Raw genomic sequence first — 19,932 nt, forward strand, 5'->3', positions numbered from 1 at the left:
CTGAATCCGTTAGGGGGAATTTAGAGGAGTTTTGGGATTTTTGCAAAGGTCTCAACCTCTGCATGAGGCGAATCAGGCGGTCGCTATTGCGGCGGTTGAAATACGAATATAAGGCCGTCTGAAAACATATTTGTTTTCAGACGGCCTGTTTTCTACAGATTCAGCGTGGTTCGAATTCCGGCTTACGGCCGTTTGGCGCCGTAACCGCCGATAAGCTGCTGAGTGTTGCCGGCATTTTGCAAACCGTAGGTGCCGCCGATTTCGGCAGCCTGCGCACCATAGAATTTACCCAACAGTTGTCCCGTCATCCGGTTATCCGCCGTGGCGGCAGTGCCTGTAAAGCTGTTGCTGTTGGCCGACCATGAAGCCGAGCCTTTCATGTTGTAACCTTCAGCCGCTTCCGAAACGCGCACGCCGTTATTCAAAGCATGGAACTGTGCATTACTGGTTTCAAAACGCAAACCTTTTTTGGCAAAGTCGGCCACGGCTTTCACATCGGCAGTCAGCTGACGGTCAGCTTTACCGGTTTCAACCAAGTAAGCCGTGGTAATACCGGTATAAGTTGCCGTGCCGCTGGTGGGCATGGCGCTTACAGCGGTTTCATCGCCGATGCTCTGATAACCGTGTGTGATACCATTTTTCGGATCGACATAATGGGCAAAAGTCTGATAGGTCCAACCGGCGGCGGCAGGGTCGTGCAGGGTGATGCGGGTGCCGTCGGCAAACTGGATCATGTAAACGCCGTCGAATTTTTTATCGAACACCAAGCCGTTTTTGTCTTTTTTGAAATAGGCCAAAGCTGAAACCGCATCGGTGGTTTTGTCCGACAATTCTTTGCGCAACTTCCTGTCGTTGTTATAAGCGGCTTCAATTTTCTCTTTCTCAATAATAGCTTCCTCTTTAGTTTTTTTAGGCTCCTCTAATACAACTTCTTTTTGCTTTTCTGCTTCCGCTACCGCAATATCCCTAATGGCTTGTGCTTCTTGTATCTCTACTTGATTTCCCTTTTCTTTCACTTCGTTCAATACTCTGTCTGCTTCTGCAACAGCGGAATCATAGCTTTTCTCTGCATTCGCCAATGCTATCTCATAGTTTTTTTCTGCCGTTTCAAGCGTTTTCTTTGCTGCTTCCAGTTTTTGATAGTTTTCTACGATTCTGGCATCAAAAGAAGTTTTGACATTCGAAAAAACGGTATTCGGATCATCACCTGTTTGAGCGCTGATGTCTTCATTTGAAGTACCACCGGAAAAAGCTTTGCTGATAGCGGAAGACGGTGTGGTAAAGCTGACTTCAGTTGCATTGTCTACCGTAGTCGTATTGTTCAAAGTAACTGCGTCGATTACAACTGCACTGTTTTGATTGGAAGCCAGCGTGCGGATCAGTCCTGCCTGATCGCTGCGTAAAGCGGGCTCGCCGTCAACGGTGCGCAGCTGCATATGCGGGTTGTTTTGCTGTGCGGCCGATGAAGAAATAAAAGACGTGTGCAGCGGGGTAGGCAGGTTCAGGGATGCCAGGCTGTCGTTGTCGCTGATTTCGGAAGTATCGACAGTGCTGACGGTGCCGTCGGTTGACGTGCCGGCAGCCGATGCTGCGGCCAGTGCGTCCAACGCCTCTTGGAGTTTGTCTTTCAAATCTTTGCCGATTAAGGATTTCTGGCTGTCGCTCAAGCGGTTGTAGCTTTGCGCGGCCGCCTCTACGCTCGCCTTGTCTTCAAGTGTGATTTCGGCAGCTTCGTCCAGCGCTTCGATCATGTTCATTACGTTGCGCGCGGCAACGGCGTTATCGACCAAATCCGCGCTTGTCGAACCGCCTCCCCCGCCTCCGCAAGCGGCCAGAACGGCGGCGCAGGCGATGGTGAGCGCAATGTGTTTTACGGTTGTTTTCTTAGACATGGTATCCCCTTAGGTTAATGATTCGGCCGGCGGAAAAGGTTTTCCTTCGGAAATTACAATTCATAACAAATTTGAGAAATTGTAAATTAATGCTTGTTTAAACACAATTGTCATTAACAGTTACACAGGTTTTGCTTTGGGACATATATCTATTTTGCAACATTTGAACGGGGCTTTGCCCCGGTAACAAAACGGTGATGCGGTGCCGGAACGAGGTTTTCCGGCGGGTGAAAATTTGAGGCCTGCGTATCGTATTCCGGCTTAATGCGATTATCCCGTCGCTCTAAAAACAAAAAGATACTCGGGTCAGGCCCGAGTATGACGGTGGTTGGGTATTTCAGACGGCCTTATCGGCTTGCAAAGGTTTCAGGCCGTCTGAAAGTTTCAGACGGCCTGTTGCTTTTACAGCAATCCTTCTATCGGCAGAATGGAAAGTATTTTTACGGTGATGCGTTTCCAAAAGCCTGCTTCGGGTTCTTTTTTGGAAACGGTGCCGTCTTCCGGATCTTGCCATTGCAGTTTGTTGCGGCGGCCCAGGGTAACTTTGTAGGCATATGCGGGGGTGGTTTCGGCCAGCCTGCGCTGCATATCCTGCGCCAGCGGCGGGCTTTCGATAACCACGCCCATTTCGGTGTTGAGCCGTGCGGAACGCGGGTCGAGGTTGAACGAACCGACGAATACGCGCTGCCGGTCAACGATAAAGGTTTTGGCGTGCAGGCTGGTGGACGAGCTGCCTGTTAAGCCGCGGTCTTTGGTTTTGGGCACGGCATGAACGGCTTTGAGTTCGTATAAATCAACACCTGATTTAAGCAGGGGCTTGCGGTATTTGGCATAGCCGGAATGCACGGCGGCCACGTCGGTGGCTTGCAGGGAATTGGTGAGCACGGTGATGTCAACACCTTGTTTTTTCAAATCGGCAATGGCTTCGGTGCCGGATTTGGTGGGCACGAAGTAAGGCGATACCAAATAGATTTCTTTTTCGGGCGAGCCTAGGGCTTCGTCGAGTTTGTCGCTGATTTGCGGTTTGTCGCGGGCGCGGTCGAGCGCTTTGGCGGGGTCGTCGCTGACGAGTTTGGTTTTTACATGCCGCCATTGGATTTTGTTGGTTTTAATGGCTTCAAACAATGCCGACTGTTCCAAATCGCGGTGGTAGCGTGCAAGCACCGTGCTGCGGTCGCGGTCGCTGATTTCGAGTTCGGCCGCACCTTTCTGCGCATCGGCCCGGCGGGCGATGCTTTTGAAGGGGTATGAGGATTCGCTCGCCCAATAGCGGTCGAAGTCTTCGGAAACTTCGGTTACAACGCGGCCGGTGGCGAGAATGTCGACATCGGCAAATGCGGTGTCTTCACCGACATTAAAATATTCGTCGCCGATATTGCGCCCGCCGACGATGGTGGCGTGGTTGTCGGCGGTGAGCGATTTGTTGTGCATGCGGCGGTTGAGGCGCGGAAAGTCGGTGAGGTAGCCCAGCGCGCGCCATTTGCGCATAAGAAACGGGTTGAACAGGCGGATTTCGATATTGGGGTGGCTGTCGAGCGCGGCTAGTATGTTGTCGAGCCCGTTGGTGTTGTTGTCGTCGAGCAAAAGCCGCACGCGCACGCCGCGCTCGGCCGCACGGTGCAGCATGTTGAACAGGATTTTGCCTGATACGTCTTTGTGCCAGATATAGTATTGTATGTCGAGCGTGTGGTCGGCAGAGTCGATAAGGGTGGCGCGCGCCACAAAGGCATCGTGCGCATCATCGAGCATATAAATGCCCGAGGTTTCAGGCTCCGGCCCGGCCTGCCCTGCTTTGGCGGGTGTGAGCGCGGAAACAAGGCGCGGCGAGGCAGGCACGTCGAGATATTGGCTGGCGGTGCGGTTTTCTAATGAAGGCAGGCTCATACAACCGGTAAGGATGGCTGGCAGGGTTAATAAAATGATGTGCGGTTTCATGCGTTTTTAGGTGGGTGTTCAAACGGCCTGAACACGGTTTTCTTGTTGCGGGGTATTCTAGGGTCTGTCAACAATTAACGCAACGGCGGTATTTTTGGTCAAAAATCCCCATCTGCGGCGTTAGGTAGCGTAGCGGACTTGCGAAGCTAAAATGCTCGCAAGGTATTCAACCTTGCTGCGCTTTTTGCCTTGCATACGCGGTTTTTGCCTCAAAAAACCGCTGCGCCGGTCACGTCGACAGACCCTACTTTTTTGCTTCAACCAGATTTCGGCCGTCTGAACGGTGCAAACGGGCGAATATCAGGCCGGAAACAAAGGTAATCGCTCCGGCGGCGGCGAAGGTGCAGCGGAAAGCGGTGTGCAGGTTGCCGCCGGTCAGGCTGCTGCGGCTGAACCATTGCAGCATCAGTGCGCCCAATGCGATGCCGAAACCCATGGCAAGCTGCTGGTTAACCGCCATCAGGCTGTTGCCGCTGCCGGTTTGGTAGGGGCGCAAATCGGCAATGGTCAGCGTGTTCATGGCGGAAAACTGTATCGAATTGCACAAGCCTATGCCGAACAGCAGCGCCACCCACACCCACAGGGGGGCGTTTGCAGGCGGCAGCGCTACCGCCGCAATCAGCAGCCCGAGAATGCGGGTGTTGCCGATCAGCACTTTGCGGTAGCCGAAGCAGGTCATAATCGGTTTAATCAGCGGCTTCACCAACAGCGAGGCCAACGCCATCGGCGCCACCAGCCAGCCCGACAGGCTGGCGCTGAAACCGAACGCCACTTGAAACATCAGCGCCAATAAAAACGGTGCCGAGCTGATGCCCAAGCGGCTGACCAGGTTTCCGCCCAGCCCGATGCGGAATGTGCGCACCTGGAGCAGGTGGCCTGCGTAAATCGGGTCTTCGTCGCGCTTGGCGTGTTCGCGGTAAAGCCATAATGCCGCTGCTCCGAACGCCGCCAGCAGCACCGAAAACAGCAATGCCCCGGGGTGTGTGATGATTTCCACCGACAAACTCAGTGCACAGGCTGCGGCGGCAAACAGCAGAAAACCCACCATATCGAAGCGGCCTTTTTCGCCTTTAATGTTGGGCATCACCTTCAAAGCCAGCCAAATGCCCAATGCGCCGATGGGCAGGTTAATCAGAAAAATCCAGTGCCAGCTGGCATATTCCACCAGATAGCCGCCCACCAGCGGCCCCAATATCGGGCCGATTAGTGCGGGCATCACAGCATAATTGATGGCATTGAGCAGCTGGGATTTTTCATACACCCGCATCAGGGTCAGGCGCGGCACCGGCGCCAGCATCGAACCGCCCAGCCCCTGCACCACCCGCGCCAGCACCAGCATGGGCAGGTTGGGCGCGGCGGCGCACAGCAGCGAGCCGGTCATAAACAGCCCCATCGCGGTAACAAACACATTGCGCGTGCCGAAACGGTCGACCAGATAACCGCTCAAAGGTATCAGCAGCGCCAGCGTCAGCACATAAGCAATCACCGCCGACTGCATATTGAGCGGCGATTCGTTCAAACCGGCCGCCATTTTCGGCAGCGCGGTGTTGAGTATGGTGGTATCGAGCATCTGCATGAAGATGGCAACGGCCAGCAGCATGGGCAGATATTTTGACGGTGCGGATCGGGCGGTCATAGAGCGGTTAAATAGGCCGTCTGAAAACATACGGGCGGCGTTTTCCGGAAACCGGATTGTACGCGAAAGCGCAACGGCTTGATATAAGGTTTGCTTGTGTTTTCATGGCACTACTATATGAATCCACTTAAATTTCCGGCACAAAGCAACAAGCCGAAGGCGGTACAGATAAGTCAAGCTTATTAACAACAGTTTTCGTCATGCCCGGGCTTGACCCGGGTATCTCACTTTCTTAAAAAAAACTTCTAAAATCCAAAAAGATACTCGGGTCAAGCCCGAGTATGACGTGTGTACTTTTTTCTTAAGTTGACTGGCTATATAACCGTTCGACCGCCTTCAACAAACCGACGGGCTTTACTGCTGACGGAGCTCCGCCCTTGCAACCGCACGCCCCGCGCGATTGATGTTAAGATACGCATTCTTTTCATATCACGCCGTCCGACCCCCCGCTTATGAACCCGTTACTCGACACCCTCAAACCCTACCCTTTCGCCCGTTTGCGCGAAGCCATGGCCGGGCTGGAAGCGCCTGCCGGCACCTCCCCCGTTCCGCTGCACATCGGCGAACCCAAACACCCCACCCCCGCCGTGATTACCGACGCGCTCACCGCCTCTTTGGCCGAACTTGAAAAATACCCGCTTTCCGCCGGTCTGCCCGAACTGCGCCAAGCCTGTGCCGGCTGGGCGGCGCGCCGCTACGACGGCCTGCGGCTCGACCCCGAAACCGAAGTCCTGCCCGTGCTCGGCAGCCGCGAAGCGCTGTTTTCGTTTGCCCAAGTGGTGCTGGAACACGTTTCAGACGGCCTCAAACCCGCCGTCGTCAGCCCCAATCCGTTTTATCAGATTTACGAAGGCGCCACCCTGCTCGGCGGCGGCGAAATCCATTTTGCCGACAGCCGCGCCCCGCGCTTTCTGCCCGACTGGAGCCAAGTGCCCGAAACCGTGTGGCAGCGCACCAAACTGGTGTTCGTGTGCTCGCCCGACAACCCCAGCGGCAGCGTAATGCAGCTTGGCGACTGGGCGGAACTCTTCGCCCTGCAAGACCGGTACGGCTTCGTTATCGCTTCCGACGAATGCTATTCCGAAATCTATTTCGGCGGCAACAAGCCCATCGGCGGCCTGCAGGCCGCGCAGCAGCTCGGGCGCGGCAACAAAGGCATCGTGATGTTTACCAGCCTTTCCAAACGCTCCAACGTGCCCGGCCTGCGCTCCGGCTTCGTAGCGGGCGATGCCGAACTGCTCAAAGCCTTCCTGCTCTACCGCACCTATCACGGCAGCGCCATGAGCATACCCGTACAGCGCGCCAGCACCGCCGCTTGGAACGACGAAGCCCACGTTATCGAAAACCGCCGCCTGTATCAGGAAAAATTCGACAAAGTGCTGCCTATCCTGCAAACCGTTTTCGACGTACGCCTGCCCGACGCTTCGTTTTATATCTGGCTGAAAGTGCCGGACGGCGACGACTTGGCCTTTGCCAAAACACTGTGGCAGCAGGCCGCCATCCAAGTGCTGCCCGGCCGCTTTCTGGCCCGCGACACCGAACACGGCAACCCGGGCGCGGGTTATGTGCGCATCGCGCTGGTGGCCGACGTGGAAACCTGCGTTAAAGCGGCCCAAACCATTGCGGCGCTATACCGCCGCTAAAGCGGCCGTTTACCCGGACAGGGTGCTTTATGCCCCTGTTATTTTCGATACAGCCCAAATGCAATAATTTTTATACCGACCGCCGGGTTACAGACAGCAGCCGATGCTATAGAGGCCGTCTGAAAACCGGCGGTTTTCTTTTCCAAACCTCCCAATCGTCCCGTATTTTCAAATCTGCAACTATTTCCCAACTGATTAAATCAGATTATTTTTATAACAAAATCATAATGATATTTTTATTTCATAAAATGTTTTGCATTAACATATTGAAAAAAAATAAGAAAATTTTTTAACGGCCGAACCGGCTGTTATCCACAAACACAAAGGAATCCACTTATGAAAAAACTTTTCTTACTCAGCACCATTTCCCTTCTTCTTTCTGCCTGCGGAAGCGGCGGCGGCGGTTCTGGTGTGGCCGGAAGCGGCTCCGGTACGGCCGAAACACCCGACGGCACCCGCATCAATTTGAATTTGAGCGATAACGGCTTGGTGGGCGGGCAGACTACCGACGGCAAACTGATCGGCTGGAATCAGGATTCGTCTTTTTACGGCGCATGGGTTAACAACAGCAACCAAGTGCAGGAGTTGCGTTACCAAGGCACCTTAACTCCGGAAAAAGACATTCCCAACTCAGGCAAGGCCACCTATTACGGCAATGCCGTACGCAACGACAGCCTTACCGGCGATATCATCACCGACGGCACCAGCCGCGTTACTGTCGATTTCGGCAATAAAACCGTCAGCGGCAAAATCGAAATGCCCGGCCTGCGCCGCGACATCACCCTCCACGAAGGCCGCTTAAGCGGTGCCCAATATTCGGGCAGCGCCAGTGTGTTGGGCAATAGCGGCGGGCGTTACGAAGGCGGTTTGTTTGGTGCGAATGCCGCCGAAACCGCAGGCGTGGTCAAATTCGGCAACAATTCGAGCTTGGATACCGCATTCGGCGGAAAACGTTACTGACGATGTCTGCACGGCATCGCGGCAGTTTCCGGAAACCGGCACTGCCCGAACCGTGTATTCCGAAACATACAGGCCGTCTGAAAACTTTCAGACGGCCTGTATTCAAACGGCGGCAGTCAAACGGTTTAAACAACCCGCTTGTTTTCTGCCCTTATGCAGGTTAGTTTTTATCCAGATCAACCAGTTTGTTTTTGGCAATCCACGGCATCATGCTGCGCAGCTGGGCGCCCACTTTTTCGATTTGGTGGTCGGCATTCAGACGGCGGCGTGCAGTCATAGAGGCGTAGTTGGTTGCGCCTTCCTGAATGAACATTTTGGCGTATTCACCGCTTTGGATGCGGTAGAGCGCTTTTTTCATCGCTTCTTTGGTGGCCGGCGTAATCACTTCGGGGCCGGTAACGTATTCGCCGTATTCCGCGTTGTTGGAAATCGAATAGTTCATGTTGGCAATGCCGCCTTCATACATCAGATCCACAATCAGCTTCAGCTCGTGCAGGCATTCGAAGTAGGCCATTTCGGGGGCGTAGCCGGCTTCAACCAGGGTTTCGAAACCGCATTTCACCAGCTCTACCGCGCCGCCGCACAATACGGCCTGTTCGCCGAAAAGGTCGGTTTCGGTTTCTTCGCGGAAGTTGGTTTCAATCACGCCGCCTTTGGTGCCGCCGTTGGCTGCCGCATAAGAGAGGGCGATGTCGCGGGCTTTACCGGAATTATCCTGATAAACGGCAATCAGCGAAGGCACACCGCCGCCTTTGAGGTATTCGCTGCGCACGGTGTGGCCGGGGCCTTTGGGGGCAACCATAATCACATCAACGTTTTTCGGCGGTACGATTTGGTTGTAGTGGATATTGAAACCGTGGGCAAAGGCCAAAGCGGCGCCGTCTTTCAGGTTAGGGGCAATTTCGTTTTTATAGACAACGGGTTGGTTTTCGTCGGGCAGCAGAATCATCACCACATCTGCGGCTTTGACGGCATCGGCCACGCTGCGCACGTCGTGCCCGGCGGCAACGGCCTTGTTCCACGAACCGCCCTGACGCAGGCCGATCACCACGTTCACGCCCGAATCTTTCAGGTTGGCCGCATGGGCATGGCCTTGCGAGCCGTAGCCGACGATGGCCACGGTTTTGCCTTTGATGAGGGAGAGGTCGGCGTCTTTATCGTAATAAACTTGCATGTTGTTTCCTTTAGGGATGGATGTTTGAAAAAAGTTATCGGTCGGCGTTGTCGGAAATATCGCGCATCAGCACGATGTCCACGCTTTCGGTTTTGCCTTCGATGGCTTTGAGAAAATTTTGGAAATGCGCGCTTCGGCCGTGCCCGTCCACCGCTGCCTGCGACTGCCAGATTTCGAAAAACACCACGCGGTTCGGGTTTTCGATGTCCTGATGCAGATCGTAACGCAGGTTGCCTGCTTCTTGGCGGCTGGCCGGTATCAGTTGCTGAAACACGCCGAGCAGCTCTTGGCGGTGTTCGGGTTTGACAACAATGGTGGCGGCAATTTTAACGGTTTGCATGGCGGCTTCCTTAGTGTTTTTTCAGACGGCCAAATTAATCTTTAAAAGGCCGTCTGAAAAGGTTTCCGGCGTTTCGGACGGCCTTGAACCTGCATGCTTAGGCCGTCTGAAACACCTGTTTAAATTCTCAAAATCCGCTCGCCCCTGCCGATGCCTGCGGCACCGGTGCGCACGGTTTCGAGAATCGCGGTTTTGCCTACGGTTTCTAAAAACGAATCCAGTTTGTCGCTGGAGCCGGTGATTTCGACGGTGTAGGTTTTGTCGGTAACGTCCACCACGCTGCCGCGGTAGATTTCGGTCAGGCGCAGGAATTCGTCGCGGTCTTTGCCCAGCGCGCGCAGTTTCACCAGCATCAGCTCGCGCTCGACGAAACGGCTTTCGTTCAAATCAACCACTTTCACCACCTCAACCAGTTTGTTGAGCTGCTTGGTGATTTGCTCCAGCACGGTGTCGTCGCCGTGGGTAACGATGGTCATGCGCGACAGGGTTTTGTCTTCGGTGGCGGCCACGGCCAATGAATCGATGTTGTAGTCGCGGGCCGAAAACAAGCCCACCACGCGGCTCATCGCGCCTGATTCGTTTTCCATCAGGATAGATAAAATATGTCGCATTATGGCACGCTCCTTGTGTCGTAATCACGATCTTTCACATCGTTTACATCGGAATCTTTAGGCGTTTCGCGCATGTGCGGCGGCAGCACCATTTCATCCAAACCTTTGCCGTTGCCCACCATCGGGAACACGTTTTGCTTTTTGTCGGTAATGAAATCGAGGAACACCAAACGGTCTTTCAGCCTTACCGCTTCGCGCAACGCGCCTTCCACGTCAGATTTCTTCTCCACGCGGATACCGACGTGGCCGTAGGCTTCGGAAAGTTTCACAAAATCGGGCAGCGAATCGAAATAGGTTTCCGATTCGCGGTTGCCGTAATAAAGTTCCTGCCATTGGCGAACCATGCCCAGATAACCGTTGTTGAGGGTAACGATGTTAACCGGAATACGGTATTGGAAGCAGGTGGAAAGCTCTTGGATATTCATTTGGATCGAGCCTTCGCCGGTGATGCAGAACACATCCTGATCGGGAGCAGCCAGTTTGGCTCCCATCGCATAGGGCAAACCTACGCCCATCGTGCCCAAACCGCCCGAATTGAGCCATTGGCGCGGGCGCTTGAACGGATAATATTGTGCGGCAAACATTTGGTGCTGCCCCACATCGGAGGTGATGATGGCCGAATTATTGGTAACTTCGGCAAGTTTCTGCACCACATATTGCGGCTTGATGATTTCGCCGTCGTTATCGAACCACAAACAGTTGCGGCTGCGCCATGCTTCAAGGGTTTGCCACCATTTTTCAAGGGAGGCGGGCGCAATCGCCAGCTCTTGCTTTTTCCACAAGCAAGTCATTTCGGCCAATACGTTTTTCACATCGCCCACAATCGGCACATCCACCCGAACGCGCTTGGCGATGCTTGAGGGGTCGATGTCGATATGAATGATTTTTTTGGCTTTTTCCAAGAACTTGGCAGGCACCGACACCACGCGGTCGTCGAAACGCGCGCCGACCGCCACCACCACATCGGCATTCTGCATCGCCAAATTGGCCTCATAAGTGCCGTGCATACCCAACATGCCGAGATATTGGCGGTCGCCGGCCGGGTATGCGCCCAAGCCCATCAGCGTGCCGGTGCACGGTACGCCGGTCAGGCGCACAAAGTCGATAAGTTCCTGATGCGCATTGCCAAGCACCACTCCGCCGCCGAAATACACCAGCGGGCGCTTGGCCGAAGCGAGCATCTGCACGGCTTTTTTGATTTGACCGGTATGTCCCTGCGTAACGGGCTGATAGGAGCGGATAAAGATATCTTCCTGCGGATAGCTGAATTTCGCCATCGCCTGGGTAACATCTTTTGGAATATCCACCACCACCGGGCCGGGGCGGCCGCTGGCGGCGATTTGAAACGCCTTTTTAACGGTAACGGCCAATTCGTTGATGTCGGTTACCAAAAAGTTATGTTTCACGCACGGGCGGGTGATGCCCACGGTATCCACTTCTTGGAACGCATCAGTGCCGATGGCGGGCGTACCCACCTGGCCGGTAATCACCACCAACGGAACCGAATCCGAATAGGCCGTGGCAATACCGGTAAGCGCATTGGTGGCACCGGGGCCGGATGTTACCAATGCCACGCCCACTTTGCCGCTGGTGCGCGAGTAGGCGTCGGCGGCATGTACTGCGGCCTGCTCGTGGCGTACTAAAATATGTTTGAACTTATTAAGCTGGAAAAGCGCGTCGTAGATTTCGAGAACCGCGCCGCCGGGATAGCCGAAAACGTATTCCACGCCCTCGGCCTTCAGACTCTGCACGAGTATTTGTGCACCTGACAACTGCATATCTGCCTCTTTTTTCTGCGTGTAAACCAATAGGGGAAGCCGGCTCCGCCACAGCACCTGTAATGCAATTTCTGCAGGCAGCGGTTTAGGGTACGCGCATTGCAGAAAAACAGCGGCAGCCAAGCAGCCCAGTCAATTGATTCAGACGCTTGAGCGTTTATCAAAGTAAAAGAGCCTGCAAGATAACCCAAACACCCTATCCAATCAAGACAAAAACTTTCATTTGAAAGCAGAAAAAATTCATATATATTTTAATATTTGATTTACAACAAAATAAATCGTCATTGCCAAAAAAAACCGCTTTTCAGACGGCCTGAAAACCAATCGGGCAGCACCACATCACGCGGCACTGCCCGATAATCAAACTGGCGCACCCAACAGGGATCGAACCTGTGACCTCCAGCTTCGGAAACTGACACTCTTCCAACTGAGCTATGGGTGCGGAAAGACTGGTAGATTAACGCAAAACGCCGCCTTTGGCAAAATTATTTCATATTCCGCCATACCGCGTCGGCCGCACAGTCTTGCCGCAATATGTAGGCAGATGTAGTAATCGGCTTTTTTTTGAGAAAGGTTAAACTTAAAGATTGGAAAGCTGTTGCGAATTCAGTATAATCCAGCAAATTATTGTTAATGCCGATTAACAAAACCGACACAATTACAATCCCTTATCGTTACAACCTACCAAAACGGCGAGGCCAAACCACATGAACCACTTAAGCAGCAACAAAGCCCGGGGCTCTGCGTTAATTCCGCTTATCGGCGGCATCGTAATCCTGCTTGCAGTATTGTTTTTCCTAGTCAAACTGGCAACCAGCGGCTATTACAGCGATGTAGAGGCTTCCACGCCCTCCGCCACCCAAACCCGCATCATGCCCGCAGGCAGCGTTACCATGGGCGACGGCACGCCCGTCGGCCAACGCACCGGCGAGCAGATTTTCAACAAAGTCTGCATCCAGTGCCATGCTGCCGACGGCAACATCCCCAACGCACCCCGTATAACCAACAACGGCGAATGGGCGCCGCGGATTGCCAAGGGATTCGAAACCCTGTTCAACAACGCACTCAACGGCTTTAACGCCATGCCCGCCAAAGGCGGCCAGGCCGATCTGACCGACGATGAACTCAAACGCGCCATTGCCCACATGACCAACGAATCCGGCGGTAATTTTGAAGCGCCTGCGGCAGGCGCGTCCGATGCCGCCGCCTCAGATGCCGCAGCTTCCGGCAGCGTCGGCGATACTTCTGCCGCAGCAGCTTCGGACAGCCCTGCCGCAACCGCGTCGGCCGACGGGCAGAAAGTTTTCGAAACCGCTTGCGCAGCCTGCCACGGTGCCACATCGGCCATTCCCAACTCACCCAAAATCACCAAAAACGACGAGTGGGCTCCCCGTATCAAGCAAGGCAAAGAAACACTGTTCAAACATGCGATTGAAGGATTCACAGGCCCCGGCGGCAGCCTGATGCCTGCCAAAGGTGGCAATGCCGGCCTCTCCGACGATGAAGTGAAAGCAGCCGTTACCTATATGGTAAACCAGTCAGGTGGTAAAATTTGATCAGCTTCATACTCAAATGTTTTTTAAAAGCGTACTATTCAAGTACGCTTTTTTATTTAAGCCGGCCAATACCGCATCAAGCCTTGCCGGTCAGCCCCGAATTTTTCAGACGGCCGCAATCCTATCCGGCACGCAACGGCAAATCAGATTTGCCTGCCGTGCCGCCCGCCGCTTTCACAGGAACCAGCCATGAACGCCATCGAACAACTGCTTAACCACCCCGACGTCCGCACCACCCCGCTTTCAGACGGCCTCAAAATCCAAAACCCCGCCACCGGCGATACGCTGGCCTATATCCGTACCACTTCCGTGCAGCAGCTGAACCACATTATCGCCAAAGCCCAAACCGCGCAAACCGGGTGGGCGGCGAAAAGCGCGCTGGAGCGCGCCGACATACTTTGGCGTTGGTACCGCCTGATGCAGGAAAACAGAGAAAACCTCGCCCGCCTGATGACGATGGAACAAGGCAAAAGCCTGGCCGAGTCGCTGGGCGAAATTGACTACGCCGCAGGGTATATCCGCTGGTTTGCCGAAGAAGCACGCCGCGTCGACGGCGATATCCTCACCGGCCTGAAGCCCACCCAAAAGCTGATGGTTATCAAACAACCCGTCGGCGTTACCGCCGCCATCACCCCGTGGAACTTCCCTGCCGCCATGATTACCCGTAAAGCCGCACCCGCTCTGGCGGCAGGCTGCGCCATGATTGTCAAGCCCGCCAGCCAAACACCCCTGAGCGCCTACGCCCAAGCCGTGCTGGCCTACCGCGCGGGCATTCCGCAAGACTTGTTTGCGGTTGTGAACGGCAAAGCCGCCGACATCAGCAACACCTTCACGCAAAACCCGGTTATCCGCAAAATCAGCTTCACCGGCTCCACCGAAGTGGGTATACAGATTTTCCGCAACAGCGCCGACCATATTAAAAAACTCAGCCTCGAGCTGGGCGGCAACGCCCCCCTGCTGGTTTTCGACGATGCCGACCTCGACAAAGCCGTAGAAGGCACCATGCTCAGCAAATTCCGCAACAGCGGCCAAACCTGCGTGTGCACCAACCGCGTATATGTGCAGGCCGGCGTTTACGACGAGTTCTGCCGCCGCCTCGCCGTGCAGGCAGGCCGTCTGAAACTCGGCAACGGTTTGGACAAGGGCGTGCAGCAAGGCCCGTTAATCGATGCAGACGCCGTGGCCAAGGTGGAAGCATACATCGCCGATGCGCTCGAAAAAGGCGCGCAATGCTTAACCGGCGGACGGCGCAGCCCGTTGGGCGGCACGTTTTTCGAGCCGACGGTGTTAAGCGGCGCCACCGCCGATATGCATTTGGCCCGCGAAGAAATCTTCGGCCCGCTCTGCCCCGTGTTCAAATTCGAATCGGAAGCAGAAGCCGTTGCCCAAGCCAACCGCACCGAAGCCGGTTTGGCCGCCTACCTGTTTACCCGCGACACCGCCCGCCAGTGGCGTGTGGCCGAAGCGCTCGAATACGGCATGGTGGGCATCAACACCGGCATCATCAGTAACGAAGTTGCGCCTTTCGGCGGCATCAAAATGAGCGGTTTGGGCAGGGAGGGCAGCAAATACGGCATAAACGAATATCTCGAATTGAAATATCTGTGTTTGGATATCGGATGAAACCCATCTGCAGAAAACAGGCGTAACAAACCGAGACTTTTGAACAATTCAAAAAACACTGCGGGAAGTTCATCTGCCGCCATTTCAGCCTGCCCGAGAATTGCGGCGGCAGGCATTGCAGGCGGCCTGACCTTCTCAAAAATTCCCGGCAAAAAATCCCGACCGTTCAAAAACAGCCGGGATTTTCTACCTCCTGCTTTATTCCTGCTTATTGCTTGGCGGTTTCCACCTGCACCAGTGGCACATCGGCAGTTTCGGCCTCCGCAACTTTCGGCACATCGGCACGGCGCAGGACGCGGGTTTCGGGCTGCACCCAAGTTGCGGCAGCAGCCAGCGCGTCGGCGCGGGTTTGCACCAGCACCAAACCGCCCAAGTCTTGGCCGTCTGAAACGGTTTGCGCAACGGTTACGGTTTCCACGGCAACTTCTTCCGCCGGCTGCGTTTCTGCCGCAGCGTCTTCTCTGGCGGCATGGCTCGCACCCGACACATTGCTGACGGCTTGTTCCGCATTCGATACTGCCGATTCGATTACCGCCATTACCGCCTGTTCAGACGGCATCACCGCTCCTGCGGCATCGTCGGATTCGATGGCAAACAACACCGGATCGGCGGTACCGCTTTCTGCAGCCTGTTCCGTAACGGCGGCAGGTTCGGCTTCCTGCACGGGTACCACCACGACCAAAGGTTCGTCGGCAGCAGCAGCTGCCGCCACCCCGGCATCGGCAGCCAACGGGGCGGTAACGGCGATGGCAACAGGGGCTTCTTCCGCCCCACCGTATATGTGAGCCACAGCGAAACGCACCTTGTCGGCCGCTTCTTCGATGCTCAGATATTGCTCGATTTTGGCGGCGGAAGGGATATTGCGTTTTTTGCTGTTATTGCGGCGGTCGCGCTGATCCCGCTGGCGGTTGCGGTCGCGCTCGCGGCGGTTGCCTTGGCTGTCGCTGCGGGCTTCGGTCTGCACGGCTTCCGCAGTTACTTCCACTTCGGTTTCGGGCAGGTTTTCAGCCTCCAATGCCGCTACTGCGGCAACCGGTGCGGCGTCGGCTTTTTCGCTTCGGTTCCGGCGGCGGTTGTCGCTGCGCTGCTCATTGCGGGTTTCTTTTTCTGCCGCTTTCCCAACCGGTTTGTTTTCTTCGGCGGGGGTGAGGGGGGCATCGCTCCGGTTCTGGCGGTTGCGGCCGCTATCGTCTTGGTTGCGGCGGCTGCGTTGGGCGCGGTTGCCGTTGCCGTTGCCGCCCTCCCTGCTTTCGGTCAAGCCTGCAACGGCGGCTTCTTTGGTTTCTTGAACTCCGTCGTCCTGCCGTTTCCGGTTCGGATTGCGGTGCTGGGTTTGGCGGCGTCCTCCGGCTGCCGGGCGGCGGCTGCCTTGGCGGCTGTTGCTGTTGCGAACGGCTTTTTCTGCCTCGGGCGCTTTTTCAGGCTCCGGCACACTGCCGAATACTTTGCCCAACCATGATTTGAAACCACCCCACCATCCCGATGACGCAACGGCAGGAGCGGCTGCGGTCGGCGCAGGTTGGGTGTGCTTCACGCCTTTAACGGCGGGTTCGGGGCGGGCGGCTTTGGCTCTTTCGCTGCCGAAGGGTTTGTCGTTTTCGCTTTCTTCAGGCACTTCCACGCGCTTGTAGCTCGGATCGGCGTTTTCGTCCACATCGTCGGTACGTACGCGGGTGATTTCGTAGTGCGGGTTTTCAAGATGGGTGTTGGGAATCAGGAACACGGAAACATCCAAACGCTCTTCCAAACCGAACAGCTCGGCGCGTTTTTCGTTGAGCAGGAAGGTGGCAACATCCACCGGCACCTGCGCGTGCACTTCGCCGGTGTTGTCCTTCATGGCTTCGTCCTGAATCAGGCGCAAAACGTGCAGCGCAGTGGACTCGATGCCGCGTATTACCCCGGTGCCGGCGCAGCGCGGACAGGCCACATGGCTGCTTTCGCCCAAAGCCGGTTTCAGGCGCTGGCGCGAAAGCTCGAGCAGGCCGAAGCGGGAAAGTTTGCCCATCTGCACACGGGCGCGGTCTTTTTTCAGCGCGTCGCGCAGCACGTTTTCAACGTCGCGCTGGTGCTTGGGGTTTTCCATGTCGATGAAGTCGATCACCACCAAACCGCCCAAGTCGCGCAGGCGCATTTGGCGGGCGACTTCTTCGGCGGCTTCCATATTGGTTTTGAAGGCAGTGTCTTCAATGTCGGCGCCGCGGGTGGCGCGGGCGGAGTTGACGTCGATGGAAACGAGGGCTTCGGTGTGGTCGATCACGATGGCGCCGCCGGAAGGCAGGCTCACGCTGCGGGCGAACGCGCTCTCGATCTGGTGCTCGATTTGGAAGCGGGAAAACAGCGGCGTGTGGTCTTGGTAGAGTTTCAGACGGCCTACGTTGTTGGGCATCACATAACTCATAAACTCGCTGATTTGCTCGTGCACTTCTTGGTTGTCGACCAGTATTTCGCCGATGTCGGGGCGGTAGTAGTCGCGGATGGCGCGGATGAGCAGCGAGCTTTCCATAAACAGCAGGTAAGGCTCGTTGTGGGCTTTGCCGGCTTCTTCAATGGCCTGCCACAATTGTTGCAGGTAGTTGAAATCCCATTGCAGCTCTTCGACGCTGCGGCCGATGCCGGCGGTGCGGGCGATCAGGCTCATGCCGCGCGGCACTTCCAGCTCGGCCATCGCAGCTTTCAGCTCTTGCCGCTCTTCGCCTTCAATACGGCGCGACACGCCGCCGCCGCGCGGGTTGTTGGGCATCAGCACGAGATAGCGGCCGGCCAGGCTGATGAAGGTGGTAAGCGCCGCGCCTTTGTTGCCGCGCTCGTCTTTTTCCACCTGCACGATAACCTGCATGCCTTCTTTGAGCACGTCTTGAATGCGCGCGCGACCGCCTTCGTAGTCTTGGAAATAGGATCGGGAAACTTCTTTGAACGGGAGAAAACCGTGGCGGTCGGTGCCGTAATCGACGAAACACGCTTCCAGCGACGGTTCGATGCGGGTAATCATACCCTTATAGATATTGCCTTTGCGCTGTTCTTTTCCCAACGTTTCGATGTCGAGGTCGAGCAGCGTCTGCCCGTCGACAATCGCCACGCGCAACTCTTCGGCCTGCGTGGCATTAAACAACATACGTTTCATAACAACCTCGTTTCATGCACCCACGAGGCATGTAATCAGTATTCAACGCTTGTCAGCCGCCAATGGTCAGGCCGTCTGAAACGGCGTGTGGGGCTGGTCTTGAACGAGAAGGGAGATAAAGAGCGTGCGGCACGGATGCGCCTGCCGGGCTGCGGTGGCGTTTTTCCATGCTGCGGGCCTGCCGCTGCGCCCTCGGGCACCCGGCAAACCGGTAAATACGAGCCGTCTTCTTCATTACTGTCCGGCGCGGCGGAAATCCTGCGGCGGCGCGTTGCTGTCATGCGTCTTACGCTTGCGGGCGCTTTGCCGGAAAAGGTTAAACTTAATTACTTCTTCACCCGCCCGGCTTTGAGGCAGATAAAGGAAATGCTTTGTGGCGTGCTTTTTTCAGATAAAATGTTCGGTTCACAATAACAGGCGGTTTCGGTTTGCCGTTTGCAAACCTTGGCGCCGCATCTGTTTCAGACGGCCTTTATTTCTTCTTAAACCGTCTTAAAACAGTAACGGGATTATAGAGAAAATGCCTGCAATTAGCAAAGACTTGGTTAACCACATCAGCATTACCGAAGCCGATGCCGGCGCGCGGCTCGATAACTTCTTAATCAAAATCCTCAAGGGTGTGCCCAAGAGCCATATCCACCGCATTATCCGCGCGGGCGAAGTGCGCCTGAACAAAAAGCGCGCCAAGCCGGCCGACCGTTTGAACGAGGGCGACGTGGTGCGCATCCCGCCCGTGCGCACGGCCGAAAAACAGAGGCCGTCTGAAAAAAACGCCGCGCCCGCACGCGAGTTTGAGATTGTGTATGAAGACGACGCCATGCTGGTGATCAACAAACCCGCCGGCACGGCAGTGCACGGCGGCAGCGGCGTGAGCTTCGGCGTTATCGAGCAAATCCGCCGCGCCCGCCCCGAAGCCAAATATCTCGAACTTGTCCACCGCCTCGACAAAGACACCAGCGGCCTGTTGATGGTTGCCAAAAAACGCAGCGCGCTGGTGAAGCTGCACGAAGCCATCCGCAACGACCACCCGAAAAAAATCTATCTGGCGCTGGGGGTGGGCCGTCTGAAAGAAAACCGCGTTCATGTGAAGCTGCCGCTTTTCAAATATACCGGCGCGCAGGGCGAAAAAATGGTGCGCGTGAGTGAAGACGGCCAGGCGGCTCACACCGTTTTGCGGGTGTTAAACCGTTTTTCAGACGGCCTGCTGCACAGCGTCGGCCTGTCGGATTTAACCTTGACGGAAGCCACGCTGAAAACCGGCCGCACCCACCAAATCAGGGTGCATATGCAGTCGCAAGGCTGCCCGATTACGGGCGACGGGCGCTACGGCGACTATCAGGCCAACAAACGCCTGCAAAAACTCGGCCTGAAACGGATGTTTCTGCACGCGGCCGAGCTGCACCTGAACCACCCGCTCACAGGCGAACCGCTGCGCCTGAAGGCGGCGCTGCCTCAGGATTTGGCGCAGTTTTTGTTGGTGTTGGAAAACCAAAATGGCGATGCTTCTTGAACCGAAATGCGGCAACGACGTAGCGGAAGGATAAGCCAATCCGCCACATCTGAGTTAAACAGAAAATATTTCAAGCCTTTGAGAAATCTGTTCAGGTTGCCTGAAAAGACTTTTATTTTTGTCCAAAACTTGAGAGGGCAGTTCAAACATGTT

The 19,932-nt window shown here is 55.6% G+C and carries 14 protein-coding genes and 1 tRNA gene; 6 read left to right on the forward strand and 9 right to left on the reverse strand.

What is annotated here, in order from left to right:
• Positions 1-182 precede the first annotated feature (182 nt).
• From Q3970_RS00005 to Q3970_RS00015, 3 genes are all read right to left on the reverse strand, one after another.
• Positions 183-1,892 carry a transferrin-binding protein-like solute binding protein gene (locus Q3970_RS00005; RefSeq protein WP_303098571.1) on the reverse strand — a complete coding sequence of 570 codons (1,710 nt, stop codon included), beginning with the start codon at positions 1,890-1,892 and terminating at the stop codon, positions 183-185.
• 402 nt (positions 1,893-2,294) lie between these two features.
• Positions 2,295-3,827 (reverse strand): phospholipase D family protein, encoded by a 1,533-nt coding sequence (locus Q3970_RS00010; protein WP_303098572.1) that lies wholly within the window; start codon positions 3,825-3,827, stop codon positions 2,295-2,297.
• 244 nt (positions 3,828-4,071) lie between these two features.
• On the reverse strand, positions 4,072-5,463 hold the full coding sequence (locus Q3970_RS00015) for an MFS transporter (RefSeq protein WP_303098573.1): 1,392 nt from the start codon (positions 5,461-5,463) through the stop codon (positions 4,072-4,074).
• Positions 5,464-5,915: 452 nt separating this feature from the next.
• On the opposite strand from Q3970_RS00015, the gene dapC reads away from it, so the two are divergent.
• Both dapC and Q3970_RS00025 read left to right on the forward strand, forming a co-directional pair.
• On the forward strand, positions 5,916-7,106 hold the full coding sequence (dapC, locus tag Q3970_RS00020) for a succinyldiaminopimelate transaminase (protein WP_303098574.1): 1,191 nt from the start codon (positions 5,916-5,918) through the stop codon (positions 7,104-7,106).
• 336 nt (positions 7,107-7,442) lie between these two features.
• Positions 7,443-8,066, forward strand: a complete 624-nt coding sequence (locus Q3970_RS00025) for a Slam-dependent surface lipoprotein (protein ID WP_303098575.1) — start codon at positions 7,443-7,445, stop codon at positions 8,064-8,066.
• A 160-nt stretch (positions 8,067-8,226) separates the two neighbouring features.
• Here Q3970_RS00025 and ilvC read toward each other — a convergent pair whose 3' ends face one another.
• The 5 genes from ilvC to Q3970_RS00050 all read right to left on the reverse strand — a co-directional run bounded on the left by ilvC (position 8,227) and on the right by Q3970_RS00050 (position 12,411).
• Entirely contained in the window at positions 8,227-9,240 is a 1,014-nt protein-coding gene (gene ilvC / locus Q3970_RS00030) for a ketol-acid reductoisomerase (protein ID WP_303098576.1), read from the reverse strand.
• Between the two features lie 34 nt (positions 9,241-9,274).
• The gene (locus tag Q3970_RS00035; RefSeq protein WP_303098577.1) at positions 9,275-9,580 is read right to left on the reverse strand and encodes a putative quinol monooxygenase; all 306 of its coding nucleotides are present in this window, start codon (positions 9,578-9,580) and stop codon (positions 9,275-9,277) included.
• Positions 9,581-9,699: 119 nt separating this feature from the next.
• Entirely contained in the window at positions 9,700-10,191 is a 492-nt protein-coding gene (ilvN, locus tag Q3970_RS00040) for an acetolactate synthase small subunit (RefSeq protein ID WP_085365007.1), read from the reverse strand.
• Positions 10,191-11,969: a biosynthetic-type acetolactate synthase large subunit gene (gene ilvB, locus Q3970_RS00045; RefSeq protein ID WP_303098578.1), complete on the reverse strand. Its 1,779-nt coding sequence runs from the start codon at positions 11,967-11,969 to the stop codon at positions 10,191-10,193. Before ilvB ends, ilvN begins: the two co-directional genes overlap by 1 nt.
• 366 nt (positions 11,970-12,335) lie before the next feature.
• Positions 12,336-12,411 (reverse strand) — tRNA-Arg (locus tag Q3970_RS00050).
• Between the two features lie 265 nt (positions 12,412-12,676).
• On the opposite strand from Q3970_RS00050, the gene Q3970_RS00055 reads away from it, so the two are divergent.
• Positions 12,677-13,525, forward strand: a complete 849-nt coding sequence (locus Q3970_RS00055; protein WP_303098579.1) for a cytochrome c5 family protein — start codon at positions 12,677-12,679, stop codon at positions 13,523-13,525.
• Between the two features lie 189 nt (positions 13,526-13,714).
• Positions 13,715-15,148 carry an NAD-dependent succinate-semialdehyde dehydrogenase gene (locus Q3970_RS00060; protein WP_303098580.1) on the forward strand — a complete coding sequence of 478 codons (1,434 nt, stop codon included), beginning with the start codon at positions 13,715-13,717 and terminating at the stop codon, positions 15,146-15,148.
• 208 nt (positions 15,149-15,356) lie between these two features.
• On the opposite strand, the gene Q3970_RS00065 is transcribed toward Q3970_RS00060, so the two are convergent.
• A complete protein-coding gene (locus Q3970_RS00065; protein WP_303098757.1) occupies positions 15,357-18,260 on the reverse strand; it encodes an Rne/Rng family ribonuclease in 2,904 nt (967 codons plus the stop codon).
• Positions 18,261-18,368: 108 nt separating this feature from the next.
• Between Q3970_RS00065 and Q3970_RS00070 the strand changes: the two genes are divergently transcribed.
• Together Q3970_RS00070 and Q3970_RS00075 are read left to right on the forward strand one after the other, a co-directional pair.
• Positions 18,369-18,683, forward strand: a complete 315-nt coding sequence (locus tag Q3970_RS00070; RefSeq protein WP_303098581.1) for a hypothetical protein — start codon at positions 18,369-18,371, stop codon at positions 18,681-18,683.
• A gap of 106 nt (positions 18,684-18,789) precedes the next feature.
• Positions 18,790-19,779, forward strand: coding sequence for an RluA family pseudouridine synthase (locus tag Q3970_RS00075; protein WP_303098582.1), 990 nt, complete (start codon positions 18,790-18,792; stop codon positions 19,777-19,779).
• The last annotated feature ends 153 nt before the right edge of the window (positions 19,780-19,932 follow it).

This window comes from Neisseria sp., assembly GCF_030530745.1.
GTDB lineage: Bacteria > Pseudomonadota > Gammaproteobacteria > Burkholderiales > Neisseriaceae > Neisseria.